The 24863-nt window shown below is 39.6% G+C and carries 19 protein-coding genes; 4 read left to right on the top strand and 15 right to left on the bottom strand.

Annotation, left to right across the window (positions count from 1 at the left end; genetic code table 11):
- Window positions 1-7: 7 nt before the first annotated feature.
- The 7 genes from WH188_RS04000 to WH188_RS03970 form a co-directional block, all read right to left on the bottom strand.
- Window positions 8-1825, bottom strand: coding sequence for a right-handed parallel beta-helix repeat-containing protein (locus WH188_RS04000; protein WP_339423332.1), 1818 nt, complete (start codon window positions 1823-1825; stop codon window positions 8-10).
- A gap of 108 nt (window positions 1826-1933) precedes the next feature.
- Window positions 1934-3331: a Gfo/Idh/MocA family protein gene (locus WH188_RS03995; RefSeq protein ID WP_339423331.1), complete on the bottom strand. Its 1398-nt coding sequence runs from the start codon at window positions 3329-3331 to the stop codon at window positions 1934-1936.
- Window positions 3332-3358: 27 nt separating this feature from the next.
- A complete protein-coding gene (locus tag WH188_RS03990) occupies window positions 3359-3826 on the bottom strand; it encodes a DUF5018-related domain-containing protein (protein ID WP_168126001.1) in 468 nt (155 codons plus the stop codon).
- 25 nt (window positions 3827-3851) lie between these two features.
- A complete protein-coding gene (locus tag WH188_RS03985; RefSeq protein ID WP_339423330.1) occupies window positions 3852-5726 on the bottom strand; it encodes a RagB/SusD family nutrient uptake outer membrane protein in 1875 nt (624 codons plus the stop codon).
- Between the two features lie 11 nt (window positions 5727-5737).
- Window positions 5738-9031 carry a SusC/RagA family TonB-linked outer membrane protein gene (locus WH188_RS03980; RefSeq protein WP_339423329.1) on the bottom strand — a complete coding sequence of 1098 codons (3294 nt, stop codon included), beginning with the start codon at window positions 9029-9031 and terminating at the stop codon, window positions 5738-5740.
- 200 nt (window positions 9032-9231) lie between these two features.
- A complete protein-coding gene (locus WH188_RS03975; protein ID WP_339423328.1) occupies window positions 9232-10473 on the bottom strand; it encodes a FecR family protein in 1242 nt (413 codons plus the stop codon).
- An 8-nt stretch (window positions 10474-10481) separates the two neighbouring features.
- The gene (locus tag WH188_RS03970) at window positions 10482-11063 is read right to left on the bottom strand and encodes an RNA polymerase sigma factor (protein ID WP_168125998.1); all 582 of its coding nucleotides are present in this window, start codon (window positions 11061-11063) and stop codon (window positions 10482-10484) included.
- Window positions 11064-11562: 499 nt separating this feature from the next.
- Here WH188_RS03970 and WH188_RS03965 point away from each other — a divergent pair, with 499 nt between their 5' ends.
- The 3 genes from WH188_RS03965 to WH188_RS03955 are packed head-to-tail and all read left to right on the top strand — an operon-like array spanning window position 11563 to window position 17243.
- The gene (locus tag WH188_RS03965) at window positions 11563-14394 is read left to right on the top strand and encodes a TonB-dependent receptor (RefSeq protein ID WP_339423327.1); all 2832 of its coding nucleotides are present in this window, start codon (window positions 11563-11565) and stop codon (window positions 14392-14394) included.
- A gap of 17 nt (window positions 14395-14411) precedes the next feature.
- Entirely contained in the window at window positions 14412-15650 is a 1239-nt protein-coding gene (locus WH188_RS03960; RefSeq protein ID WP_339423326.1) for a DUF4876 domain-containing protein, read from the top strand.
- Between the two features lie 36 nt (window positions 15651-15686).
- Window positions 15687-17243 carry a DUF6850 family outer membrane beta-barrel protein gene (locus tag WH188_RS03955; RefSeq protein ID WP_339423325.1) on the top strand — a complete coding sequence of 519 codons (1557 nt, stop codon included), beginning with the start codon at window positions 15687-15689 and terminating at the stop codon, window positions 17241-17243.
- 53 nt (window positions 17244-17296) lie between these two features.
- Here the strand turns inward: WH188_RS03955 and WH188_RS03950 are convergent, their stop codons facing one another.
- The 5 genes from WH188_RS03950 to WH188_RS03930 form a co-directional block, all read right to left on the bottom strand.
- Complete coding sequence (locus WH188_RS03950; protein WP_339423324.1) at window positions 17297-18505, bottom strand: APC family permease; 1209 nt, start codon at window positions 18503-18505, stop codon at window positions 17297-17299.
- A complete protein-coding gene (locus WH188_RS03945) occupies window positions 18498-19382 on the bottom strand; it encodes a hypothetical protein (RefSeq protein WP_339423323.1) in 885 nt (294 codons plus the stop codon). Before WH188_RS03945 ends, WH188_RS03950 begins: the two co-directional genes overlap by 8 nt.
- A 791-nt stretch (window positions 19383-20173) precedes the next feature.
- On the bottom strand, window positions 20174-20398 hold the full coding sequence (locus WH188_RS03940) for a hypothetical protein (RefSeq protein WP_132771263.1): 225 nt from the start codon (window positions 20396-20398) through the stop codon (window positions 20174-20176).
- A gap of 94 nt (window positions 20399-20492) precedes the next feature.
- Window positions 20493-20897 carry a DUF5675 family protein gene (locus WH188_RS03935; RefSeq protein ID WP_045756394.1) on the bottom strand — a complete coding sequence of 135 codons (405 nt, stop codon included), beginning with the start codon at window positions 20895-20897 and terminating at the stop codon, window positions 20493-20495.
- Between the two features lie 122 nt (window positions 20898-21019).
- The gene (locus WH188_RS03930) at window positions 21020-21778 is read right to left on the bottom strand and encodes a hypothetical protein (RefSeq protein WP_132771261.1); all 759 of its coding nucleotides are present in this window, start codon (window positions 21776-21778) and stop codon (window positions 21020-21022) included.
- 543 nt (window positions 21779-22321) lie between these two features.
- Here WH188_RS03930 and WH188_RS03925 point away from each other — a divergent pair.
- Window positions 22322-22519: a hypothetical protein gene (locus tag WH188_RS03925; protein WP_132771260.1), complete on the top strand. Its 198-nt coding sequence runs from the start codon at window positions 22322-22324 to the stop codon at window positions 22517-22519.
- A gap of 155 nt (window positions 22520-22674) precedes the next feature.
- Here the strand turns inward: WH188_RS03925 and WH188_RS03920 are convergent, their stop codons facing one another.
- The 3 genes from WH188_RS03920 to WH188_RS03910 form a co-directional block, all read right to left on the bottom strand.
- Window positions 22675-23769 (bottom strand): alpha/beta hydrolase, encoded by a 1095-nt coding sequence (locus WH188_RS03920; protein WP_132771259.1) that lies wholly within the window; start codon window positions 23767-23769, stop codon window positions 22675-22677.
- Between the two features lie 39 nt (window positions 23770-23808).
- On the bottom strand, window positions 23809-24159 hold the full coding sequence (locus WH188_RS03915) for a cyclophilin-like fold protein (RefSeq protein WP_165905936.1): 351 nt from the start codon (window positions 24157-24159) through the stop codon (window positions 23809-23811).
- Window positions 24160-24290: 131 nt separating this feature from the next.
- Window positions 24291-24854, bottom strand: coding sequence for a sugar O-acetyltransferase (locus WH188_RS03910; RefSeq protein WP_132771257.1), 564 nt, complete (start codon window positions 24852-24854; stop codon window positions 24291-24293).
- Between the last annotated feature and the right edge of the window lie 9 nt (window positions 24855-24863).

Below are 24863 nucleotides of genomic sequence, written 5' to 3'. Positions count from 1 at the left end.
CCATTATTTAATTTATCGATTTTATCTCTTTCAGATCCGTCTTGATATCTTTTTTAGACATTTTTTCAATTTCAATCACCGCATCTTCACCCCCAAAATCGTTATTTCTAACGGTAACATTTTTAGCGCCTATCAATTGGATTTCAGCTCGCTTGTCGCCCGATTTCATAAAATTTGTCATCACAACCTTATTATTATTAAACAACAATCCATCTGTACTTTTTACCGACAAGACTGGATAATCATAGACTTTGAAGCGGTTATTTTCTATTTTAATATTCTTATGCACCCAATAATTAGGTAAAAATGCACTGTTTTGCGGAGAGATCTGAATGATATAATTTCCTGGATAAGAATTATAAGCGCAGTTTTCAAATAAATTATTTTCAATCGTAACATCCTGTACCGGACCAGACTCAAACCAACCCAATGCATCATTTTCAATTAAAATGGCGTGCATACCAATGCCTATAAAAACATTATTTTCGATGATAACTTTTTTACGGGTTGTCACCAGAATTCCTCTCGTATTCGTTCTTTCAAAACGAGAATTTCTGATCGTTACCGCAGGTGTAGCCGTTATATTCTCCAGAAATGTACCCACTTGAACAGCTTTAGAAATGGGTTTATCCAATTCGACCAGCATCTCCCTTTCAGAAACAAGCGAAGCTTTTTTTATAATGCCATCATTAAAAACCTGAAGCGTTGCCGGCTGTACAAATCCGACTGTATCTCCTTCATGAAATGCCATAAACCCATAACTTTGACCATGCATAAATCGAAGCTTCAATGCCGTTGGCGATACCATTTCAACCACTTTTAAATGTGTTCCATGCACATTGATGGGGTCATCATGCATACCTTTAAAACGGCAATTATCAACGATAACTTCACCTTTACAACCAGAAAAATGCATACCGTCGGCAGAAGAAGCCATCACGCGGCCACTATGCATAGCAGGTTCGACATATACATGATCGTAATGTAGATTTTCAGAAAACTGCGAGACAATACCTAATCCCTGCATATAATGCATATAAACATGATCCAGCGCAATATCCTTCGACTCATAGACCAATGCCCCCACATAATCGCGATAAGTATCCCGAACCGTTAAGATATCACCAGATTTCCCCTTAAACTTCGAAAAATCACCGGTGAATTTCACTTTTAAAGGTGCAATGATCTGGGCTTTACTATTTCTAAAAGGTATCCAGCTGCTATATACATTAATACCCTTTACCGTATCCACCAATATTGCGTGGAAGTTTTTGCTCACCCATTTTTCTCCGTACCATGCTAAGGTATTATCGATAATATCAAATTTAGCATCAGGATGCACATTTCCGATCACATATTGAGAAGTTGCCTCCACAATAGTAAGTTCAGACATACCAGGTCGCTCATAATCGATTTTAACATTTTGAATCCGGATATTTTCACAGTTGTCCAAAATCCAGGAAATCATTTTTCCATGAAAGATAAAAGTAGCATTGTTGCCTTCGATGGTGATGTTTTTCATTCCCTTTAAGTAAAGACCTGCCCGTTGCTTCTTGGACGGATATTCTTTCTCAGTAGAAGTATTGCTAATATAGTAAACATGCTCTTCCGCTTGATCTGGCCAAAAATCATATCTCCCTTCCGGAAAATTAATCACCGAACTCGTTTCATTGCGAGCAGCCTCTATAGCCTTACGTACTGCAGATGTCGCATCCGAGAAACTATTAGGTATAGCACCATATTCGGTTACGTCGATCTTCTTTTGTGCTTGGAGTACATTATTGAAAAATAGCGTAATCACCAGCAATAAATAACTTGTTTTCATATCATTAAGCCTATTTAAATTAAAACAAATCCATTTAAAAAAACGTATCCTTGGTCATAGGCCAAGGATACGATCACTACATATTATTGCGCCATACAAGCGTCCGACTTATTTAAATGATGTGGTACCACCACCTTTTAATGTCAGTTCCATTTTAAGATTGGTTTTCCATTTTCCTCTTGTAAAATCAGGTACATCAATTGAGTTAGAGCGCTTTTTAACCGATTGCTCACTTAATGGTGCAATTGCACTCCATAACGCAGCATCATAAACGTCTTGATCGAGCGGTAAACCATTACGCAGACAATCAATTAACCGCCAATCCATCATCATATCCATACCGCCATGTCCACCTATTTTTTTTGCCATCTCCCCCACTTTCTGTACGATTTCAGGTCTAAATTGTTCTTCCAAACGTTTCATTTCATCAGGAGAGATCCAATCATGTCCAAAAGCAATCCGCTCCGGTTCCGGCCATTTTTGTGCAATGCCCTTTGTACCAGAAATCTGATGGATACGTGAGTACGGTCTTGGGCTAGACACATCGTGCTCCACTACAATTGTGCGACCTTGATAGGTTTTGATAGTCGTCACATTCATATTACCACGATAAGTATGTTTTGCAAAAGGCTCATAGAATGGATCTTTCGCCGCCAATGATTTAGCAAGAGGTTCCATACTGAAATCTTTTGAAGACATGGACGACAAATATTCCATTTTATCACCTCTATTGATATCCATGATCTGACAGATCGGTCCCAACCCATGGGTTGGATAAAGATTACCATTCTTAAAATTTTCCTTTAACCGCCACATATCGTAATAACTGTTCTTTCCAAAATTTTCATGGAGCAGATCATGTATATAAGCACCTTCACCATGGATAATCTCTCCGAAAATCCCCTGTCTAGCCATATTTAAAGTCATCAGCTCAAAAAAATCATAGCAGCAGTTTTCGAGCATCATGCAATGCTTTTGATATTTCTCCGATGTCTCCACCAATTCCCAACAATCATCCACTGTAGTGGCAGCAGGCACTTCGATAGCCACATGTTTATCTGCTTTCATCGCATAATTCGCAATTTTCGCATGTAAAGACCAAGGTGTACAGATATAAACCAGATCGATGTCCTGTCGATCACAGAGCTCTTTCCATGCTTCTTCCTTATCCGCGTATACCGCAGGCTTTTTACTACCTTTTACTCCATTGGCAGATTTTTCAGCGTAACTTCTTCTGATATCACAGATGGCATTAATTTCGACACCTTGAATATGGTCAATCCGGTAAACAGCAGATGCACCCCTATTTCCCACGCCAATAAATCCAATGCGCACCACATCAAGCTTTGGCGCAGCAAAACCACACATATTGCTCTGCGATTTTAAGTTTTGTACCGCAGCATCAGTCCAAGTTTCCTCAGTGGGATTAGCCATTAACTTATTTCCCATTATCCCTAAACTTGTCAAACCTGCCAAGCGGATAAAATCTCTACGAGAAGTTTCCATTATCGTTTTTTAAAAAGTATTTCTTAATTATTTCTTAAATGACACGACCCTGATTGTCCATGTTTTAGCATTCCCATTTGCCGCTGTAACCTGGTACTGCCATTCCTTCGTTAAATCCGCAGGATCACCTAGTTTAGGAGCACCACCTATGGGAGCAATTTTTGCCGCGGTCGATATATCCATATACATCCACAAATAATTCTGCATCAACTTCTTGCGAACTTCCTCCGTAAAAGTACCAGACGCTTGCGGTACCTCAATAGACAATTCGATCGTATTGCTATTTGCAACGACATTCTTCTGCACATTCAGTCGCTGATAAGCGACCACCGGTTTATCATTCAATATTTTACCACTTTCATAGCGGTATTCGACGTAAACATTATCAATATTATTCACATCCCAGCTTTCATACTCCGGTAATCCCTTTTTAAGACAACCGTTCAGTAGCACCAGGATCATAGCTGCGAAGCCTATTATCTGTATTCTTTTCATTTTCATTATCTTTTATCATTAAAACTTACCAACCTGGATTCTGAAGACCAAAATTTGGATTACGATCCAGAAATGATTGTGCTATCGGGAAAAGGTATCTTCTAGAAGCATCAAACTCCCGTATATTATTGGATGAAAAGAAAGCGCCCGATACAATAGAAAAATGCTTTCGATCCTTACTCACATCCATCACTTGTGGAAGCGTTGTCAACTCAGGAATTTTAGCCCCCGAAGCTAAACCATGATTAGCATGGCCACCGTATCTTCCCCATCTCAACAAACTCCAGTAGTAGTCATTTTCTAAAACAAGATCCACTCTTCGCTCCCTTTTATAATCTGTCCACGCTGTGGCTAGATCTGACAGTTTCGCGGGTGGCAGTTGACCATGGGTAACCCGTGTCTGATTCAACAACTCAACTGCTTTCGGTAAATTTTGCTGCAACAGGTAAGCTTCGGCCATATTAAGATATACCCGTCCCAAACGCGTAGACACATAGTGATAATCCGTTGGCACACCCACATATATGCGTGGGTTAACATTATTGTACACGCCTTTCCGCCAATACATATTCGTCAACGAAGTATAATAAGCATGGCCATTCAATTTCAGCCATCGACCCGCATTACCTTTCACATCCGTTGTCAATGTTTCTCCGTAAAAAACTGCTGAAGAATCACTCAATACACTTGCATTCCAGCGGGCATCTCTGTTAGTATTGGTCAATTTCCATATCGTTTCAGTTTGGCCAGACTTGACCGAGCCCCGTTTTACCTCAGATTCTCCTGTTGCTTTTGGTATCACAGAAGATGTAATCGAAACTTGCTCATCCACAGCACTTTTATACTGCGTAGTTTCAAACCAGCGCACAGCTTTCTGTTTATCTTGATCGTCAATCACTAAATAATCATCGGTCAAATTCATCGAAGGCCCATGATCACCCCAAGCTTCAAAAATATAAATAGATGATTTCAGTAGCGGTGTTCCACCGGATCGTTTAATATTATCATTATTCAGATTTGGTATCATCACCTGCATCGGTGTTCCATCGCAGGTTGTATTAATAGCCTTACGATAAACGCCAAAAATTGTTTCATTTGAATTGGGTTTTACATCGTTGAACATCGCACCGTATTCGGCCTCCAATTGATACCCTCCCGATTTAACTAGTTCACCATATTGAATGACTTTAGCCAATAAAGCATTGTTGGGCGCTACCGTATTAGACTGTGGATACCCTTCGTATGCAAGCGCCTGTAAGCATACTTCGGTCAACATCGCTGCCGCGACATATTTATTAGCTCTACCGTTTACTTTTGCAGTTGTAAGACCTTCAACCGCATCTTCCAGATCTTTGATGATATAACCATATGATTCCGTCGGATTTTTAGTTGCGGGCAACATGAGCTCATCATTGGGCGTCAGCACCTTATCGATCCAAACGATCCGACCGATTTTTCTCGCTACATCATAGTAGGACATCGCTCTTAAAAACTTTGCTTCTGCGATCAATTCTTTTTTATCCGCTTCACTGATCGTTGCCGAAGCTCCCACGTTCTGAATAATCATATTGCAGCGACGTACACTTGCCCAGTTATTAAAGCCCATATCTGAAGTTCGGTCCAATCGCTCTGTAAACACATTTGCCGCACCATTATAAGTACCATCCATGCTGATCAGATTCATGGTCCAAGCATCCGTAGCAGGACCGCCGTTAAAATTATTCATGATACTATAGGTACTAAAGATAAACGTCTCGGCATTGGCACGGTTTGACCATATAACTTCTTCACCAACCTTGTCAAAAGGTTGCGTATCCAATACATCTTTACATGCATTTAAAGACAAAGTCAACATGAACAAAGCAGACGATATATAGGTAATCTTTTTATTATTTTTCATATACATTAAACTTAAAATCCAACATTTACACCAATAGAAATAGTACGTTGAATAGGATAATTTTCATTATTCTGTTCAGATTCCGGATCTACAAAATATTTCTTTGTATTCGAGAACGTCAATAGATTCGTACCACTAGCAAATACTCTGAATTGTTTAAATTTTGTATTCTTCAACAAATGTGACTTTAGGTCATAGCCCAATTGAAAATATTTTAAGCGTACAAAACGAGACGGTAATATCCAAAAATCACTACTCACAAAATTATTACCGCCATTGACGCCAGAGGTAGATACCTGCCTTGGGAACAAGGCATCGGTATTGTCCGTTCGCCAATAATCCTGCTGAAAACCATAAATCAGTAAACCTTGAGGACTTCCCCCTTGAATTATACTACCTAAATAGCGATCACGATTGCCTGATCCCATTATTACAGCAGAAAGTGACCAGGCTTTATATCCAAGATCGATTGTTGTACCATAATTGATTCTAGGGAATGAGGCATTACCGATACGGGTCTGATCATTGCCATCAATTTTACCATCGCCGTTAAAATCTTGGTAGCGCAAATCACCGGCAATCACATTGATCGAACTGATCCGTCGGGCACCATACAATAAATCTGCATTATCCTGATAAAACCCTTGGCTGGTATATCCCGTTGCAACCCCCAGATTAAGCGTTCCGGATTCCCTTGTATATGGATTTTTAAGGGCTGCATCATCCTCTCCGGGATTACGTTCCCACAGTTGGTTGAAATACGTAAAGTTAACACCTAGTTTATATGAAAAATCACCTTTCTTGTCATTCCAGGTCAAATTAAACTCCGCTCCATGTCTACGCATCGCTCCCGGATCAAAGTTTATTGGAGGAAGCCCAATACCTAAAGTGGCAGCATAACGTGTATCTGCTACCACATACCCAGTGGTACGTTTATAGAAATAATCAAATGAACCACTTAAACGACTATTAAGTGAACTGAAATCCAATCCGATATTTCGTTCGCGGATACTATACCAAGAAAACATCGTACTTGGAAGGCTCCCTGGCTCAGAAGTTCCCTGCACCGGTCGGTCATTGACCACCCATGTATTTGCATTGATGGAGTATCCTGGTACATATGAAAACGGCGTAATTCCTTCTGCACTACCTACCAGTCCATAAGAACCTCTTATTTTCAAATAATTCAAGATATTACGCTCTTTCAGCTCTTTAAAATAATTTTCTTCAGACAAGGCATAACCACCTGAAAAGGCATAAAATGTACCCCATTGTTTTTGTTTTGGAAAAAGATCCAGCCCATCATAACGCAAGGATGCATCTACGAAATACTTTGAATCATAATTGTAAGATAGACGCCCCACATAACCCGCACGTCCACTTTCAGATTCCGAACCACTGGCCAGTTGGTTTACTGTAGGTCCTGCCACAAATTGATCAAACAATATTTGATATTGCTGACGTGTTGCCGATACCGAGCTGCCTAAATTTTTAGCCTGTTCATATACTCCAGTAAAATCCACATTATGCTTACCAAACTGTCGGTTATAAAGCAAATAACCCTGTAATAACAGTGTACTTCCATCACCACGCGTTGCGGTTAGATTCGGTGGATTTCCCAATATGGGTGTTTTACTGCCATTCGCATAAGAGGGAGCAGTCAAGTTCCATGATTTATTTTTTGAATTCCACATGTTATAGTTTCCATTGGCCTTCAAGGTCAATCCTTCTAAAAAAGGAGCTGTATATTCTAAGGAAAGAATACCATTAAAAATCCTCGAATTGGACTTATAATATCCCGACTGGTCTGATAGTTCTACCGCAGGATTGTCCGTTGTATTTGCCGAAGGAAGTCCAAATTCATTATAGGCAAGCTGTGAAGATTTTCTTTGCTGAATGTGCTGAAAGAATGCGCCATAAGAAGAAGCCGTAGACGAACTCGGAAGTATATTGTCTTCTACGTAACCATCCAATCCCGTAGTCACTTTCAAGTTCACCTCCTTAAAGTTACTCACCGTATTCAAACGATAGGTAATACGCTTATTATGGTTATTATCTGTCCGCAGGTTACTGTTTTGATTATAGTAAGATCCCGAAGCAAAATAAGTCAATTTTTCAGTTCCAGAAGTGACAGACAAATCGTGTCGCTGTTCGGAAGCAAAATCCTTCATTCCAACTTTTCTCCAGTCGGTATTTGGATACTCAAATGGCTTTTCCTGTGTTCTGTAAAATTCCAGAATATTTTCTGGAGTAGGTATCTGTAAACCCTCAAATTTGTATACATCATTGATCGTTTTCAAATTCTCATAAGAACTCAATTTTTCAGGAAAAATAGTCGGTTGAGAAATCGTTTCATTAAACGTATAGTTGATATCCATCTGCCCATCCCTACCCTTTTTTGTGGTTACCAAAATAACGCCATTTCCACCTTGTGCACCGTAAAGCGCTGTAGCGGCAGCATCTTTTAATACCGAGTAACTTTGGATATCACCAGGGTTGATATTCACAAAATCATTAGCAGAACGAATCACATTATCGATTACATACAGCGGCGTACCCGCACCACGAATAGAGACCGAGCTTTTAGCTCCTGGAGCACCCGAACTACTGGTCACTATAACACCCTGTATACGACCTGCAATACCATCATTGATAGACTGAACCGGTAATTTAGCGACATTATCGATATCTAAGGTACTGATAGAACTGTTGATATTCTTACGGTTACTATTACCATAACCAACCACGATAACTTCATCCAAAGCCGCGACATCGCGAACCATATTAATCAATAATTCATTTTGACCAGCTTTCACCTCTTGGGTGAAAAAACCTATATATTTAATTACAATGGTCGCATTTGGTTTACAGTCCGTCAATGTAAAAAAGCCATTTTCGTCTGTTGTCGTACCATTTAAGGTTCCCTTTTCAAGTACCGTAGCACCGGCTATCGGCTCTCCTTCTTCATTGACGATTTTACCTTTTACGGTCACTTTCTGTACAGATAAATCTTTCTGTGGTAACAAATAGATCATACCGTTCTTGATTTTATAAGAAATGGCATATCTATTTTTTAACACATTAAGTGCTTCCTCTAAGTTTACATTTCTAAAATCAGCATCAACAGTACCAACAGATTCTATAAAATCAACATTATAAAAAATATCATGATTTGACTGCTGTTTAATTTGTTCCAGAACTTCTGCTAATGGCGCATTTTTCAGATGTAGATTTATTTTTTGGGAATACGCAGCTCCATAAGAGGTTAAAGTTCCCAAAAGTGTTAACATGGCGATTAATTTCATAATCAGTAAGTCATACATAATTGGTCTATGCTTAAATTTTAGGCAATAGACCGCATAATACAATTTCTTGTATAGAATTTTTAAATTCATACTTTTGTAAGGTTAGGTTATAAGATTCGTTTTTTAATTTCCTGGCATTATCGGATGTGCTGGTACCACATCCGATTCCTTTCTTTAATCGTGTTTGTTTTTTAGCATAATCATATTTTAAAAGTTAATTGGTTATTTATTAATTTTATCTTAAGGCCACCTACTTCATTTAGAACTTCCACAACCTCTTCAATCGTAAGTTCTTGCGGAATTGTCCCTTGAAAGCGTAGGTCGGGCACAGTATCCCAGTCCACCTCCACGTTATACCAACGCGTCAGATCTTTCAGCATAATTTTTAACGGCGTATTGTTATAAATAAACTTGCCTGTCGTCCAGCCCAATATTTCGTCGTGATCAACAATTGCTTGCTTTTTTATTTGCATGTGGTTTTTCTCGATATCCAGCTGCTCGCCAGGTCTAAGCATACGTTCTAACCCAATACGATCGCCTTCAATCACTTTTACAGATACTTTACCTTCAAATAATGCTGTAGAAACTGCTTCTTCATCTAAATAATTGCGCACATTAAATTTCGTTCCAAACACCTGGATTAATTGATTTGGTGTCTTCACCAGAAATCGCTTTTCTTTATTATGAGCTACTTCAAAATATCCTTCCCCAACGAGTTCAGTCCCTCTATTATCATCAGAAAAGATCATTGGAAATTTAAACTGCGACATTGAATTGATCAGGGCTACACTACCATCTGCCAATAATACTTCCATGTGCTTACCCTTAGGAACATCAAGACTTACCCATTCTATACCCTTTTCTTCAGTTCCCTTTTTAGTGTTAACTTGGATTTTATCGACTGCTAATTGCTCGATCCGGGCTTCTTGATTTTCATAGAGGAGTTTTGGACCATGGGCTATTGTATCTAAATAGACCACATCACCATTGGCAAACAAAAGCTTCGATTGAATAGATTTTTTTTCTGATAAGCTTGAAGCGACAGAAGAGATTCCGTCTTCTTTTAAGAAAAATTTATACATAGGAACTGAACTTGCAAGTAATAAACAAGCTGCAGCATAAGAAATCCATCTGATATTTTTTTTGAAGAATCCTTTTTCTTCGGAACGGTTTATCTGTTTGCTTAAATAGGCATCTGTTTTCAAAAATGATTGACGCATTTTGAATTGAAAATCAAGATCATTACTTAATTCATGCGACCAGTTCGATTCGATGAGTTTTTTTAACTCTCCTTCATATTGGTCGTCAGCAAAATACCCAAACAAAAGATCCAACTCTTGCTCAGTACATTCTTTCCGCAAAAATTTTGCGAATAATTGGTTTAATTCTTTTTCACGCAATGGTTTATTGTTATTGATTGTACCTAATACGAATCGTAACAAAAAACCAATTACTTAAAAATGTAAAAAAATAAAATTAATGTGTAATAATCTGATTTCCAATTCTTTTTTATTATACGAGATGCCTTAACAATATGACTATTTACTGTAGCAATCGAAATATTGAGCAGTTTAGAGACATCTTCATAACTTCTTCCTTCCAATTTACAAAGAATATATACTTGACGGCATTTTTCAGGAACCTGTTCTAATATTTTATCTAAATAAGCTTGAGTTTCTTTAAGATCGAGGGCATTCTCCGTATCATTTCCAGAGGTTTTCAGGTAATAAGTCTTAAATGTATCTAATTTCTTTCTATTGGCCGTTAACTGCCTCAAATGATCATAAACCAGGTTTTGAGCAATCATATAGAGATAAGATTTAAAGGATTTATCAGGATCCAGTCTGTCTCTTTGATTCCAGATTCGAACAAACACATCCTGAAAGATTTCCTGGCTCAACTCGTGCGATTTTATCAACTTAAAAATAGCGGTATAGATTAAGGGTCTATAACGATGATATAAGTCTTCAAAAGCTTCAGTATTCCCTTCAATTAGCTCCTTAACCCTTTTCCTTTCCTCTACTGGTTGCATTTTATTGATTAATAATTAGGTATGTATAATAATTAAGATCAAAATTATCATAAAATTTAGAAAAACAAAATTACTTAAGAAATCCCGCCCTAGAAAGTAATTATCAATTAGAAATACAAAAAGATAAGTTTTATCTATACATTTTATCATCCATTACAATCTCCAGCCCGCCCCAGCGCAATGTATTTAATCATATTCAGTTATTACAAAAGTTATGAGGTGAGATTGTTATTAGGTTATTTAGCAAGCTATTTCCCCTAGTTACTACTTTACTCACTACTTTGCTACTTCGTTACTCCATCACTTGTTACTCCGTCACTCCTTCACTTGTTTCTATGTTACCTTAATCTGACTCCGCTAGAGGAGCATCATAATTCCATATTTTCTATTCAATAATCTTGTAAAAAGCATTTTAATAAAAATCAGCAATTTTCTAAAAGCAATTTAGTTGCATTTACAATATATACCTTTATATTTGTCAAAACTTAGCCGAATAAAAATGATCGTTAAAAAATTTAAGCATCTGCCCAGTCTAGTGGTAGTTCTTGCAGGTTTAAATTCCACTTCCGTTTTTGCACAAGAATCCCATCAAATTAAAGGAACAATCTTTTCGCAAGATTACGGAGCAAACAAAAAACCGCTGGCGAATGCAACAGTCGCCATTCAGAACATAGGACTTAGCACCACAACAGACCACAATGGAAACTTCAGCTTCTCTGCCATTCCTGCTGGACAACTGAAAATAAATGTATCCTATGTTGGAAGAGTTACTTCCGATACAGTAGTTTTTTTTTCAGGTAAAGTACCCCATCTTGAATTTGTACTTCGAGCCACAAATTTCAGACTGCAAGAAGCGGATGTAACTGCAAAAAATGAAAACAGCTATAATGGTACTTCTTCCCTGATCTCGCGCAACGCACTGGATCATCTACAGGCAAATAGTTTGGCTGATGTCATGGCGCTTTTACCTGGCGGAACGGTCAGCAATCAGGATCTAACCGGTAGTAAACAGATCAACATCCGTAACGTGGTCGGTTCAAATAGTAACGCAAATGCATTTGGCACCGGTATCGTGTTAAACGGTGCTCCAATGAACAACAATGCCAATCTCCAGACTATTTCCGCTACTGTCGCCGGAAATACGGCACCCTTAGCCGGCGGAGCTAACCCCAGCGGCGGTTTTGATACGCGACTACTAGCAGTCGATCATATCGAATCGATCGAGATCATACGTGGTGTGCCAAGTGTTGAGCACGGTGATATTACCAACGGACTGGTCATCGTCAAAACGCAGGCTGGACAAGCGCCTTTCAGAATCAATGCAAAGACCAACCCGAATGTATACCAACTATCCCTCTCAAAAGGTCTTTTACTTGGAAAAGATGCCGGTGCATTAAATATCGCTTTAGACTATGCCAAGAATACCAATGATCCGGTACAATCGTACCTGAGTTATCAGCGGTTCAATGCGAACAGCCAATACAGCAATTCTTTTTTTGATAAAAGATTGCGTACAAACTCAACTTTAAGTGTACTTTTCGGAAAAGATACGCGTAGACAAAATCCGGATGATGCCGTAACCATGAAAGCTTCCAACGGACGTGATCTGGGCTTATCTTTCAATACAGAAGGAAACCTCTCCTTCACTGCAAAGTGGCTTAAAAACATCAACTATGTCGCCAACATTGCTTACACCAACAAAACCGCCTTTGCACAGGAACAGCAGACTTCAGCGACAGCCCCCTATTCCATGACCAAAGAAGACGGGACTGTGCTCACAAACAAACCCGGAATGCCGATTTATGATGTCGATGGTCATCTTCTAAACCCTCAAAGTTTGACACTTACAGATCATTATGCACATTACTTGCCCAGTACTTATCTCGGTATGTACAATATTTACGGCAAAGAATTCAGTACCTTTTTAAAAGCGAAAGCAACATTTTTCAATAATATCGGAAATACTCAAAATAAGTGGTCAATAGGTGCCGATTATCGAATCAATAAGAATTTCGGAAAGGGAACTGTTTTTTCACCAACAGCACCGCCCTACCGCAACCTGTCTTACGTAAACTCGACTTATCGACCTCGGGCATTTCAAGACATTCCTGCATTTAACCAGTTTGGTGCCTATGCTGAAAATCAGTTTTCCATGGATCTCGGCGAACGCCAATTAGCGATAGCGGCAGGAATTCGATATGATGTTTTTTCGACCAATAAACAAGCTTTGTCCCCACGTATTAATCTAAACTATGAACTGGTTCCGCGTACACTTAATTTTCGAGCTGCATATGGTAAATTAGCAAAGGGTCCCAGCCTTCTTTACCTCTACCCGCAAGCTGCTTATTTTGAGTACATCAATATCAACGAGATGGCAGATTCATATCTCGCAGAAGAAGAGCGAATTTTTATGACCACAACACGAAGTTTTGAGACGAAAAACACGAACCTTAACATCGCTTCAAATGAACGTATCGAAATCGGTACAGATTTGTTTTTGGGTAAAAAGAAATTTTCAATAACCGCCTTTCGCGACCATTTGAGAAATGGCTATGCAATGGGACTCACTCAAAACTCTTTTAAACCCGTCAGTTATATGGAATATAAGCGGACAGGTGATAACAGTAAGCCCATCTATGAAGTAGCGGCAAACAACCCTGTATTGGCAAAATATAATATGCCCACCAACAATAGGCAGATCAATACCAAGGGAGTTGAAATTGACTTTTCTCTCGGAAGATTTGAAAATATCCGGACCGAATTTGCGTTGAACGGTGCTTGGATCCGTAACGAAAGCTACTCCAATGATTATCATTATTTTGACGACAATAGCACAACTGGTGGTGCTGGACGAACACATATTGCCCTTTATGATCCCAACATAAGCCGTTCTTATGAGCAGTCTATGACTTCCACACTGACCACTACCCACAATATCCCCAAAATAGGATTTGTCGTGACACTGCGTACCCAGGTCATCTGGAACGAAAGTAACTGGAACACGTTTGGAAATGATTCTATCCCCATTAAGTATATCTCAAAATTCGACGGAAAAGTTTATGATTTTGATCCTGCGCAAAGCGAAAACCCCGAATTTAAACCCTTAATGCGTAATATCGACCGGTTAAATGCCATTCGCGAGTCATTCAGTCCGCTCCTTTCTTTTCATATCAATATCAGTAAAGAGATCGCAGATCTTGGACGCATTTCATTCTTTGCAAACAACATGTTCAGACACTATCAGATCGCATCATCACAACGTGTAAAAGGATATTATTACAAAAGAAATGTTCCCTATTACTTTGGGATGGAACTCTCTTTCAAATTATAATTTATAAAAATCAGATCATGTCAACAGTTAAAAACTATATAGGGCTTGCCATTAGTATCCTATTACTCTTTGGTTCATGTAAAAAAATCAATTCGGCACTGGATACACCGATTGTCCAGTATTACAAAATTCAAGTCAAAACAACATCAACCATACCAACAATTTCAAATTTGGACGGATTAACGGTCAAGTTCACCAATTTTAAAGAGGGAATCGTAAGATCCGGAACCATTGCTCACGGTCAGCTCCTTATGGATAGCCTTCCCCCGGGCTTATATAGCATCAACATCGCCGGGTTGCGAAAGGATGATCTTGAAGATTCATATTACTTAAATGCAGGTGTGGTCAATTATGGTATTGTAAAAAATGACCAGCAGCTCAATCTAGCTGTAAGCGGACTCAAACAGAGCCCTTTAGTATTTAGTCAGATCTATTACTCAGGGTCAGCACCTTTCTATTTCAGGGATCAATTTTATGAAATATACAACAATTCAGAGGAAACTATTTACTTAGACGGTTTACACTTTGCAACTTTGACTCCGACCATAGCCACCCAAGTATTACCTGTATGGCCGACTGAGGATGGAGACAAATACGTTTACGGTGACCGCGTTTGGAAAATTCCTGGTACAGGAAAAGAATATCCCCTACTTCCTGGCGAATCCATTCATATAGCCCAATTTGCAGCAAACCATAAACTCGCACAATACAACCCTTCATCACCAATCGATTGTTCGACAGCTGAATTTGAATTTAACATGGACAATCCCAATTTCCCCAATCAGCCAGCATTGGATATGCAGCACGTATTTTATAATGGCAATTCATCCAAAGGATCTGTTCCGCAATACCTGACCTCGGTCTTTGGAGCGGCATACGTTATTTTCCGCATACCAGAGGCATCAAACTGGGATCCTGTAAACAATATAAACCTCAGGACCAGAAATCTTGGAACCACAGGTACCCAACTTTTTGCCAAAATACCGCGCAGCTACCTTTTAGATGCTGTGGAGGCAGGGCACAATGCCAATATGATCACAGCCAAAAGAGTTCCTGCTCAAGTGGATGCCGGTATGACATACGTCGGAGCGACATATATCGGACAGGCTGTGGCCCGTAAAGTCAGGGAGAAAAAAGAAGATGGCCGACCTTTCTACATGGATACAAATAATAGTACGGACGACTTTGAACGCAATACCGCTCCTCAATTCAGAAGAAATGGCGAAAAAAAACCGAACTGGAGCCATGCGAATTAAGCTAAAAAATTACGATCACATAGCAATGAATAAAAAATGAAAATATCTTCTAAAATAGTCTATTTAACACTGATCGCAACATTAAGCGGTACGCAGTTACGTGCACAAAAAAGCCCCAACTCATTGGAACCTTCATCCGTTTCCTTAAATGAAAGCAGACGGCTTTGGCAACATACAGGAGTTGCAGCGGCATTGACGTTAGATTCAGTGCTACACTATTCCACCTTATACCTTGCACATCGTTCTGATCAAGGAGATTTCAGGCGTCCCCAGCAAGCTAGATCAGCAAATGAACAAACAATCGCCACTCGCGGTAATTTAAACCTCGGCCAGTTCTATTTGGAAGGTGGATTTAAATATAAACGGCAGCAATTGAATGAGGTCGATTTTAATGCTTCACTTATCGATCCTTACCGAGGAATGCCTTTTTTAGTTGCAGATACCAACTGTAGTGATTGGCGCAAACAACATTATACTTTGGACTTTGCTGTAACTTCCCCGAGATACAAAGATCGCTGGACTTTTGGATTAGAAAGCCAATATAAAGCCTCATCCGGAGCAAAACAGCGTGATATTAGAGCCGAAAATTATTATTACTCCCTCTACCTGAGTCCGAGTATCATGTACCATTTAGGCAAACACCATCTTGGAACAAGTTTTATATATCAAGATACGAAAGAAGAGTCTGCTCAATCTTTGGTCAATACCTATGTCAACCAACAATACTATACCGTTATGGGTCTGGGGCATTCCACAGCTGCACTTGGAGGAAGTGGATTGTATAACTATATGGGCAATTCCAGGGGGCTAGGTTTGCACTATGAATACAGTGGATCGGTCCGCGTTCTTCTCAGCGGCCGTTACAAATGGGAAGTAGAAGATGTCAACAGCTCCTACAGCAGTCCGATGCCTATGGGTTCTGTATCACGAAAAATTCTGTCCGCAAACGCTTCCCTATTCAAAGAAGATAACGTACGGCTCCATCGCATAAATGCAACCTTTTATCAGCGCGATATGAACGGTATCGAATATGTATTACAACGTGTCAACCGTGAGGAGGAAAATTATTGGGATATCTTATCAAAAGATGTCAGATCCACTTACCGCACGACAATCAGTGGTCTGAACTATACATTCTTACATAAGAAAAATGTTGGCTATAAATGGAAATTTAATGGGGGTATCCAATATGAAAAGATTGACGACCGCTATATCATCCCCGGTAGTAATAAAAAATCAGAAACATTTTTATATCAATTAGGCACCGAGAGACAAATCGTATTATCTTCCCACCTCGAACAAGGATTAATGATCGGTTTACAGACATCCTATCGTCAGCGCATCAGTGCAAACTATCATTATAAAGGAAATTTCCCTAAATATCCTACCGTAACGAAGCTCGAAAATAATGATCTAGCCTGGATGCAGAGCGATGCGCTATGCTTACACATTCCGGTCAGCTATTCGCGTCAGGTGCAGGAAAATAAGCTACCGCAACTTTATATTCAGGCTGAGGGAAGTTTAATGAAACCCTCAAGCAAAACATTTGATAAACGAACCTCCTACCAAGTGAGCGTTGGAATTAATTTTTAGATCAAGGATTACAAATGGGAGCATACAAAAAACATGCTTCCATTTGTAATTTCTTAAACATAAGCCATAACAGCAGCATAAAAGAGATAAAGGTTGGAAGTGCTGATGACTAAACAATAGCCTATCGCACAGATTTTAACAAATAATGATAAATCTGCCCGATCTCCCTGTCTTTTATCATGAATAAACAATCCCAGCACTACCGAAACCGAGCACAAGGATAAGACGACCGATGTGAGCGCAAGAATTGTTTCAAAATTAACAATCCAGATAAATAAAATACTGACAAGCGCCTGGATTACGATATGCTTCCTGGGGATTTCAACGGCAGAAATAGTTCCCTTAAAAAGTTCTTCGACCTTCATCGAAACACGAGAACCAGCCCAGACCATTGCGCTGATCCCCGATACAAGCAGTAGCGCGATGACAACAGAAAATGCACGGCCTATTGTGCTGCCAAAAATATTTTTTGCAGCCACTTCCCCTACTTCGACCACGCCTTTAAGTTGTGCTATACCGGACGAAGTCAAAAACACGTAATTCAGCAACATATATAAGACTGTGACCAGAGCCACAGACAAAAATAAAGAACGGTATAAGATCGTATCCTGTTTAATTTCACGGAAGATATAGACGCTTGCATTCCATCCCGAAAATGCATAGTGAACATACATTAATGATAACATATAGGGCACCGTAAATATCGCATCCATATCACGCTCACTCGGTTGGATCCGCACAGCTCCTTGATTACCGGCACTCAATCCAAAGCCTATAAAAATCAGTAACACAACCACCTTAAAACCTGAAGAGATGGACTGTAAACGGCTACTTGTACGAATATCGATGGAATGCATGACACTGATACCGATAACCAGTGCTGAGGCCAAAATTGTGGCATTACATAACGTTGTGGGTATTAAATAATTTGCAAACGCGAGCGCAGATAACGCAATTGGTGCAGAAAATCCAAATATTAATGTGATAACCCCTGTTAGATAGGACGCCTGCTTACCGTAGAGCTGGCTGACAAAGTAAGTCTCTCCTCCAGAATCAGGAAAATAGCGAATCAACTGCCTGTAACTGACCGCTCCGCAGAAAGCAGTCAGCCCACCGATAAACCACAAAAGCATAATCGGAAATACAGAAGTGACACCCTCTAATTGAAAACCTAAACTTGTAAAAATTCCTGTTCCGATCATATTGGCAACAACAAGAGCAATCGCACCCAATAACCCTACTTTTGTGGAACCTTTAGTCATTCCTTTTCTTTTTGTTCAGTGCTTTAGCATGATCTTGGATTAACTCATAAGCTCGCACTGTACTATCTTGGTTTAAATAATGCCCACGTAATGCTTTATAATTTTCTAAAACATGTTTTGCACTTTTATAAATTGCCGAATCGATAGCTGATGGCACCTGGTCTTTGGGGTACGCATATACAAAATTACCGGTTTCACGAGCGTAAGTCGGAATTTGAAAAAAGTTTCTTTCAACATGTATACCTGTGCTATCCGATTGTTGAAAAGCTTTAACGAAAAAATCTACCGCATAGTCCGGATAGCCAAATAAATAGCCATACCCGCGAAGCCTTTCATAACGTTTTTCGTACTCATTGACCGTAAGGAGCACTGCAGGATCCGTACCGGGCACAAAACCATATTGTCCAAAGAACGATTTTCTTGCACTGAGCACACTGTCTACAGCAGAAATACGTAACACGGTCACTTGCAGTACCCGTGAAGAGCTGTACCCCGATCGATAAGGAACAAGAACAAATTTAAGGTCAGGAATCTGAATCAAATTTAACGCCTGCTGAATCTGGTGAAGTGTATCCAATTCACGAAACTGTTTTTCACCCGTTACAATACTCCCTTCCAGCCTTTTACTGCTATCACGATTGCCAATTGGAAAGTTAAAAGCCACAACGCTGCTCATAGGCTTAATGTGACCAAGAATGGTGTACAAAGCTTCACCATCAAGTCCCGCCTGCAAAATAGAATCTCGCAAGCGAAGTATGGAGCTGTCATCTTTTTTTGATAACAAATTTCTGTTTGGAACCGTCCGACAGGAGTTGTTTGCAACCACTGTTAGGACAGATAAAAAAATTAATGCGAACAAGCGCTGACTACGTTTCATATGATAAATGTGTATTTCTTATGCATACAAATGTACTGATTGAAAACTCCAAAAGCAATATTGTTGCATTTATAACTTATTTAAAGAGTAGTTCTTTTTAAATAAAGTTGTTATATCATTGAAAGCTATAGCAGACCTGCTGTTTATAAAGCAGCAAAATGGATTGAAGTAGTACAGTAGAAAATCAAAATGCACCCAAAACTTTTGGATGACTAAACAAAAAAGAGGAAACGATAAGAAACTTAAAAATACTGTACATCAAAACGTCAAGATAAAGGGTCTAATGAAAATTAGTTACTTTTAATAACTCTCCAATTGGCATGAAATCCATTATCAAGCAAAAGTTTAAAACACTAGACACTTTGGTTATAAACAATCACATATTCAAAGATTTTGTTATCAGCGAAGAACATATAATGGATTTTAATTTTTGCACTTTCCGTTTTGTAGAAATGTTCTCAAAAATGTACTATAATCCAGAAGAAAAGAGAGTAACATTTGTACCAAAACAAGATGGTAATAAATAATAATAGCGTATCTATTTAAAATAAAAAGGGGATAGCAAAAAGCTATCCCCTTTAGATTGAGAACCTTTAAAGTTGATCTCTGCTCATTTAAAAAGGAGAAGAATTTAGTCGCTTTTACCTCGCCGTACTCTCCCTAAAAGCTTACTTGTCACAAAACTCACCACCGTACCCACCACAGCCATTAAGGCTGTTTGTAGGAGATCCCCCAAAGAAAAGCTTGCCCAGATTGAACACAAAGTACCCCCGATAGTGCCTATCCGGATATCATTCCATTTCATCCCTTACCTCCTTTTCTTCCTGCTGCACGATAGGTACAGCTGGTGGCGACTTCCCCACTCCTTTTTTATCTTTATCATCCATTACGGTCTCCACCACACCAAGACCCAGTGCGATGTATTTAATAATATTTAATGCCTTGCCCGGCAGTTTAATCGGCGCCATAAGCACCACCTGTAGCGCACGGCTTATTTTTTGAATTATATTTTTCATTTGTTTAATTGTTAGTAGGTTAGAAACTATTACTCTTAACTCCGTTACCACATCACTCGTCACTCTGTTACTTCGTTACTCCTTCACTACGTCACTACTTAATATGTAAAAACACGTCCTGCTCCATATCCCAAAGCGAATAAACCAGAGACTTCAATTTTGCGAGAGCCTTTTTACTTTCGGTACCGCAACCTTCCCCTGTCAGTGTAGTGACCGGAGCGATGCATCCCAATAACTGCTTCTGTGCATCGTTGGCCGCATGGATCAATATCGCTTCGCGTCCCAGTACAGCAGGAATTCCGATCTGCTCTCCATGTCTGGTATACTTTCGTTTTTCCAATTTATAACTCCCTACCGGGATACAGCTGAGCCTTGGCAGGTTATTGCGCCAGGGTAATTCGATAGTACGGCAGATGACCTCACCTTCAAAAGTAAGTGTACCGTTCGTTCCCTGCTCCCCATAAATCCGTTGGAGATGCAAGATTTTTTTTGTTGACATTTTTTGATTGATTAAAAAGAATAAGAAGTTCTTTTTAGATGAAAGGATATATCAGGAGGCACAAGTTCATCAATAACGAACGGCCTCCTGAAGATATCCCATCAATACACGATTAAATTAGGTTACGGTATCACGACCTGATGAATGGTCAGCGCATTGTACTGCCCATTTGCCAATGGATAATAAGCACCGTTCACAAGCTGATAATACCCTGTCCCTACCAGTACCATCACACTTTTATCAGGATCATGAACAATAGTCGCCGCAATATCCAGATCCATGGGCTGCATTTCACCAAGCATGATATAAGCAGACCGCTGGATCACAGGACGCTGATCGGTTTCATCTCCCGAGAACTCCTGCAGCACCAACGTGTACTGCACATGCGTTGCTCCGCTCAGCTTGGCGATATGCAGATTCGGAATCAGTTGCTCACATGTTAAAAAACCTTCACCACTAAAATTGTCGAAGGAAACCGACAGCGGTTTTAACGTGATATTTTTTAAACTGGCGCGCTGATTACATTCCAGACCATTCAGCAATACCATGTTCTGCGGTACTAAAACGCGCTCCCCGCGGACACTGACCGGATCCATCTGGATGACTTTTAACATCCGGCTCGCCAGCCTGGAGCTGAATTTGTTGTCCGCATTTTCAAACAGCACATCACGCAACAGATCGCGTAGCTTTTTGCCTTCCTGCTGTGCTCTGCCAAATTCACTGCCGTTCTCACGAGTACGTGCAAATGCTGGATCATTGGCAATACGGTCGCCCGATACACCGGTTTTCATACGTGCCTGATAACCCACACTTTTCGATTTGTAAAAGGAAAGATCCCCGATCGTTCCATTTAATTTGATTAAACTTTCTACTCTTGCCATGACATTATTGTTTTGACACTGCTAAGATGATCATCAGTAAAAAAGCACTAGGATCAAAAGCGTATAAAAGAGGAAAAATGCGGAAAAATGATACTGAATTGGCGTAATAAATTGACGAAAATGTACCGAAATGAGAATAAAACTATTTTTTATAGAAAAAACTTATCTTAGTAAATGAATAACCAATAACATCATTTTCTGGAGAGGAATCAAACCTAATCTGCAAAGCTTAAGGAATAAAGTATGCTTTAAACTTGGACGTTACCTAGTAATCAAGCAGGGCATAAGCGTATATAAAGCGTAGATAGAGCATAGATACAGTGTAAAAACAGTATGTTTCATGCACTTACCACGCACTTAACACGCACTTAGCCTATGCGCATACTGTACATAGCAAAATAAGCTTTATGCGTGCTTGATTTATGCTTTATACCTGCTTAACAGGTGGTTTGATAGGATATGTTTGTCTGCGGGAGTAACAAATCACGAACAATCCAGATGATCTGATTATCAAAAGATCATCCCTCTAAAAACCAGGATAACATGAAAAATAACGATCGTTTATGCATATACCCCAAAGAAGCGGCGGTTATATTAGGACGTACAGAAAAACACACCTACAAAATCTTCCAGTCTATACGCGATTGCTACGGACTGAAAGCAAACCAGTATGTCAGCATCAGTATATTTGCGGAGTATACTGGATTACCGGAAGAAGAAATTAGAAAGCTACTGCTCTAATTAGCTTTAAATAGAAACAGCTGGAGAGGACTGTTTCTAAACAAGCTACCCTGAAAAGTAAAGGCAGGAATTATTTACTTCAATAAGCAACAAAAAAAGACTGCCTTTTGTTAGACAGTCTTGTAAAAAAATTGACCCGTAAGGAATTGATAGTATTATTTCAAATTATCTTTAAAAAACGTTTCCAATCTGTCAAAAGGAATTTTATCCTTTTTATCGTATAGATCGACATGATCGGCACCAGGTATTATAACCAGTTCCTTTGGCCCTGAAATCATTTTATAAACATCTTCAGAATAATAGCGCGAATGCGCATTTTCTCCAGCAACAAGCATGACCGCACGAGCTCCGATCATTTCAATGTTTGCATGCATCGGAAAACTAAAAAATGACATCGGTGTTGTAGCTGTCCAGGCTGTGGTAGAATTGATAGATCTGGAATGAAAACCACGCGCTGTTCTATAATAATCAAAGAAAGAGGCTAGTACAGGATCGGGATTAGCAGGCAACGTTTCAGGAAGTATACGTGTTCCTTTTATCATATTGCCGTTTTCATCAAACGGTACTTCATGCAGCCCCACTGCATAGTTGCCATTCTCCGCATCTTTCCAGCGCTGCTGACTTAAGTAATCGACAACTTGTTGACGCTGCTCTTGGGTATAACTGTCTTGATAGCTTCGGCTGATACTACGGGACATATCGTACATCGAGGCAGTAGCTACCGCCTTGATCCGCGAATCGCTTGTCGCTGCCGTAAGCGCCATACCACTCAGACCACAGATCGCCATTAGACCAATACGATTTCGGTCAACAGTAGGCAATAGTCCAATATAATCTACCGCAGCACTGAAATCTTCCGTAAAGATATCAGGTGAAGCGACACCGCGAACCTCGCCACCGCTTTCCCCCGTAAAAGAAGGGTCAAAAGCTAAGGTCACAAACCCTCTAGAGGCCAGTTCGCTTGCATATAAACCAGATGACTGTTCTTTTACAGCTCCAAACGGCCCGCTTAATACCAAAGCAGGTAGTTTCTCGGTTCCCGCATTTTTCGGCGTATATAAATCTCCGGAAACCATGATTCCATAACGGTTCTTAAAAGTAATTTCCTTACGCTCTACCTTATCGTTCAGTTGAAACGTATAATGTTCTTGATTTTCCATTTCTTTTTGATTTTGAGTTAATAACGTCTGACCATACGATTGCCCCAACAGGATCAAAGAAACCGCTATTAAAATTGATAGTTTTTTCATCACTTTATTTTTCTAATTATGAAGATTAACCTTCACATACTATTGTTCCACCAGTTCAAAATATACGTTCTTTACAGTACCTGTAACATTGAATGCATCAATACCCTCGGTTATTCTACCTATCCTGATCAAGTCTCGGGAGCCTGAATAACTGCCATAAAAAATAGCAATATTACCCCACGGAGCATATACATTTATATCTCCAATTTTAGGGTCGCCAACGGCTTTTCGTGCTGCTGTAGATAATTTTTTCGGTGGGTAGAATATCTTTTCTTTACCGGCGAAGTCCTCCATATCAACAGTTAAAGGAAGTTGGGCAATGAAATCTCTTGTAGTAGGATTTTCATACAAAATTGCCATAACCACCTTATCTCCACTAGTTATTTTCAATTTCATAGCTTTTTTGTTTGCTAGAGTGTCCTTTTGGATTTCATTTTTAACCCTATTTTCCGATGGCGTACAGGCACTGCTCTGTAAGCTGGTAAAAAGGAATAGCAGCATATACATCATCCTTTCCATCACTATTCAATGTGCTTCAGCATTTTCGCCGGGATCCCCCCAAAAACGCAATTATCGGGTACATCTTTTGAAACAACTGCACCTGCCGCGACAACAGAATTTTCGCCAATGGTCACGCCTGCCAGTATAGTCGCATTTGCTCCGATCCATGCATTTCTTTTAATGTGAATATGGCCAGGAACCAGCGATTGTCTGTCTTTAGCGGCTATCGGATGCCCTTCCGACAGCAGACTGACTTTGGGTGCAATCTGCACATTGTCTTCTATCGTGATACCGCCCAGGTCCAAAAAAACACAATCAAAATTGATAAAAACGTTTTTACCGATCTTGGTATTTTTCCCATAATTGATATACAAGGGTGTAAAAACCGCCGTATTTTCATCAATTTCTGTTGCTGTAATCTGCGATAACAAATTGCGTACCTCGGCAGGATCATCAGAACTGTTCATCTGGAGAAGCAACTTTTTTGTAGCAAAGGAAGCTTCCCTCAATTTATATGCTTCGGGATCACCTGCTGGTACAGTTTCACCGTTTCGCAAGCGTTCAAAAATATCAACTGTTTGCATTATATCTCC

The sequence above is a fragment of the Sphingobacterium sp. MYb388 genome (assembly GCF_037479535.1).
Classification (GTDB): domain Bacteria; phylum Bacteroidota; class Bacteroidia; order Sphingobacteriales; family Sphingobacteriaceae; genus Sphingobacterium; species Sphingobacterium anhuiense.
This window is presented reverse-complemented; position numbering and strand designations above follow the sequence as displayed.

Bases quoted from the DNA above. Each gene is read 5' to 3' on its own strand.
- WH188_RS04000 (WP_339423332.1), bottom strand. From the start codon at position 1,825: ATGAAAACAAGTTATTTATTGCTGGTGATTACGCTATTTTTCAATAAT.
- WH188_RS03995 (WP_339423331.1), bottom strand. From the start codon at position 3,331: ATGGAAACTTCTCGTAGAGATTTTATCCGCTTGGCAGGTTTGACAAGT.
- WH188_RS03990 (WP_168126001.1), bottom strand. From the start codon at position 3,826: ATGAAAAGAATACAGATAATAGGCTTCGCAGCTATGATCCTGGTGCTA.
- WH188_RS03985 (WP_339423330.1), bottom strand. From the start codon at position 5,726: ATGAAAAATAATAAAAAGATTACCTATATATCGTCTGCTTTGTTCATG.
- WH188_RS03980 (WP_339423329.1), bottom strand. From the start codon at position 9,031: ATGAAATTAATCGCCATGTTAACACTTTTGGGAACTTTAACCTCTTAT.
- WH188_RS03970 (WP_168125998.1), bottom strand. From the start codon at position 11,063: ATGCAACCAGTAGAGGAAAGGAAAAGGGTTAAGGAGCTAATTGAAGGG.
- WH188_RS03965 (WP_339423327.1), top strand. From the start codon at position 11,563: ATGATCGTTAAAAAATTTAAGCATCTGCCCAGTCTAGTGGTAGTTCTT.
- WH188_RS03960 (WP_339423326.1), top strand. From the start codon at position 14,412: ATGTCAACAGTTAAAAACTATATAGGGCTTGCCATTAGTATCCTATTA.
- WH188_RS03955 (WP_339423325.1), top strand. From the start codon at position 15,687: ATGAAAATATCTTCTAAAATAGTCTATTTAACACTGATCGCAACATTA.
- WH188_RS03950 (WP_339423324.1), bottom strand. From the start codon at position 18,505: ATGACTAAAGGTTCCACAAAAGTAGGGTTATTGGGTGCGATTGCTCTT.
- WH188_RS03945 (WP_339423323.1), bottom strand. From the start codon at position 19,382: ATGAAACGTAGTCAGCGCTTGTTCGCATTAATTTTTTTATCTGTCCTA.
- WH188_RS03940 (WP_132771263.1), bottom strand. From the start codon at position 20,398: ATGAAAAATATAATTCAAAAAATAAGCCGTGCGCTACAGGTGGTGCTT.
- WH188_RS03935 (WP_045756394.1), bottom strand. From the start codon at position 20,897: ATGTCAACAAAAAAAATCTTGCATCTCCAACGGATTTATGGGGAGCAG.
- WH188_RS03930 (WP_132771261.1), bottom strand. From the start codon at position 21,778: ATGGCAAGAGTAGAAAGTTTAATCAAATTAAATGGAACGATCGGGGAT.
- WH188_RS03925 (WP_132771260.1), top strand. From the start codon at position 22,322: ATGAAAAATAACGATCGTTTATGCATATACCCCAAAGAAGCGGCGGTT.
- WH188_RS03920 (WP_132771259.1), bottom strand. From the start codon at position 23,769: ATGAAAAAACTATCAATTTTAATAGCGGTTTCTTTGATCCTGTTGGGG.
- WH188_RS03910 (WP_132771257.1), bottom strand. From the start codon at position 24,854: ATGCAAACAGTTGATATTTTTGAACGCTTGCGAAACGGTGAAACTGTA.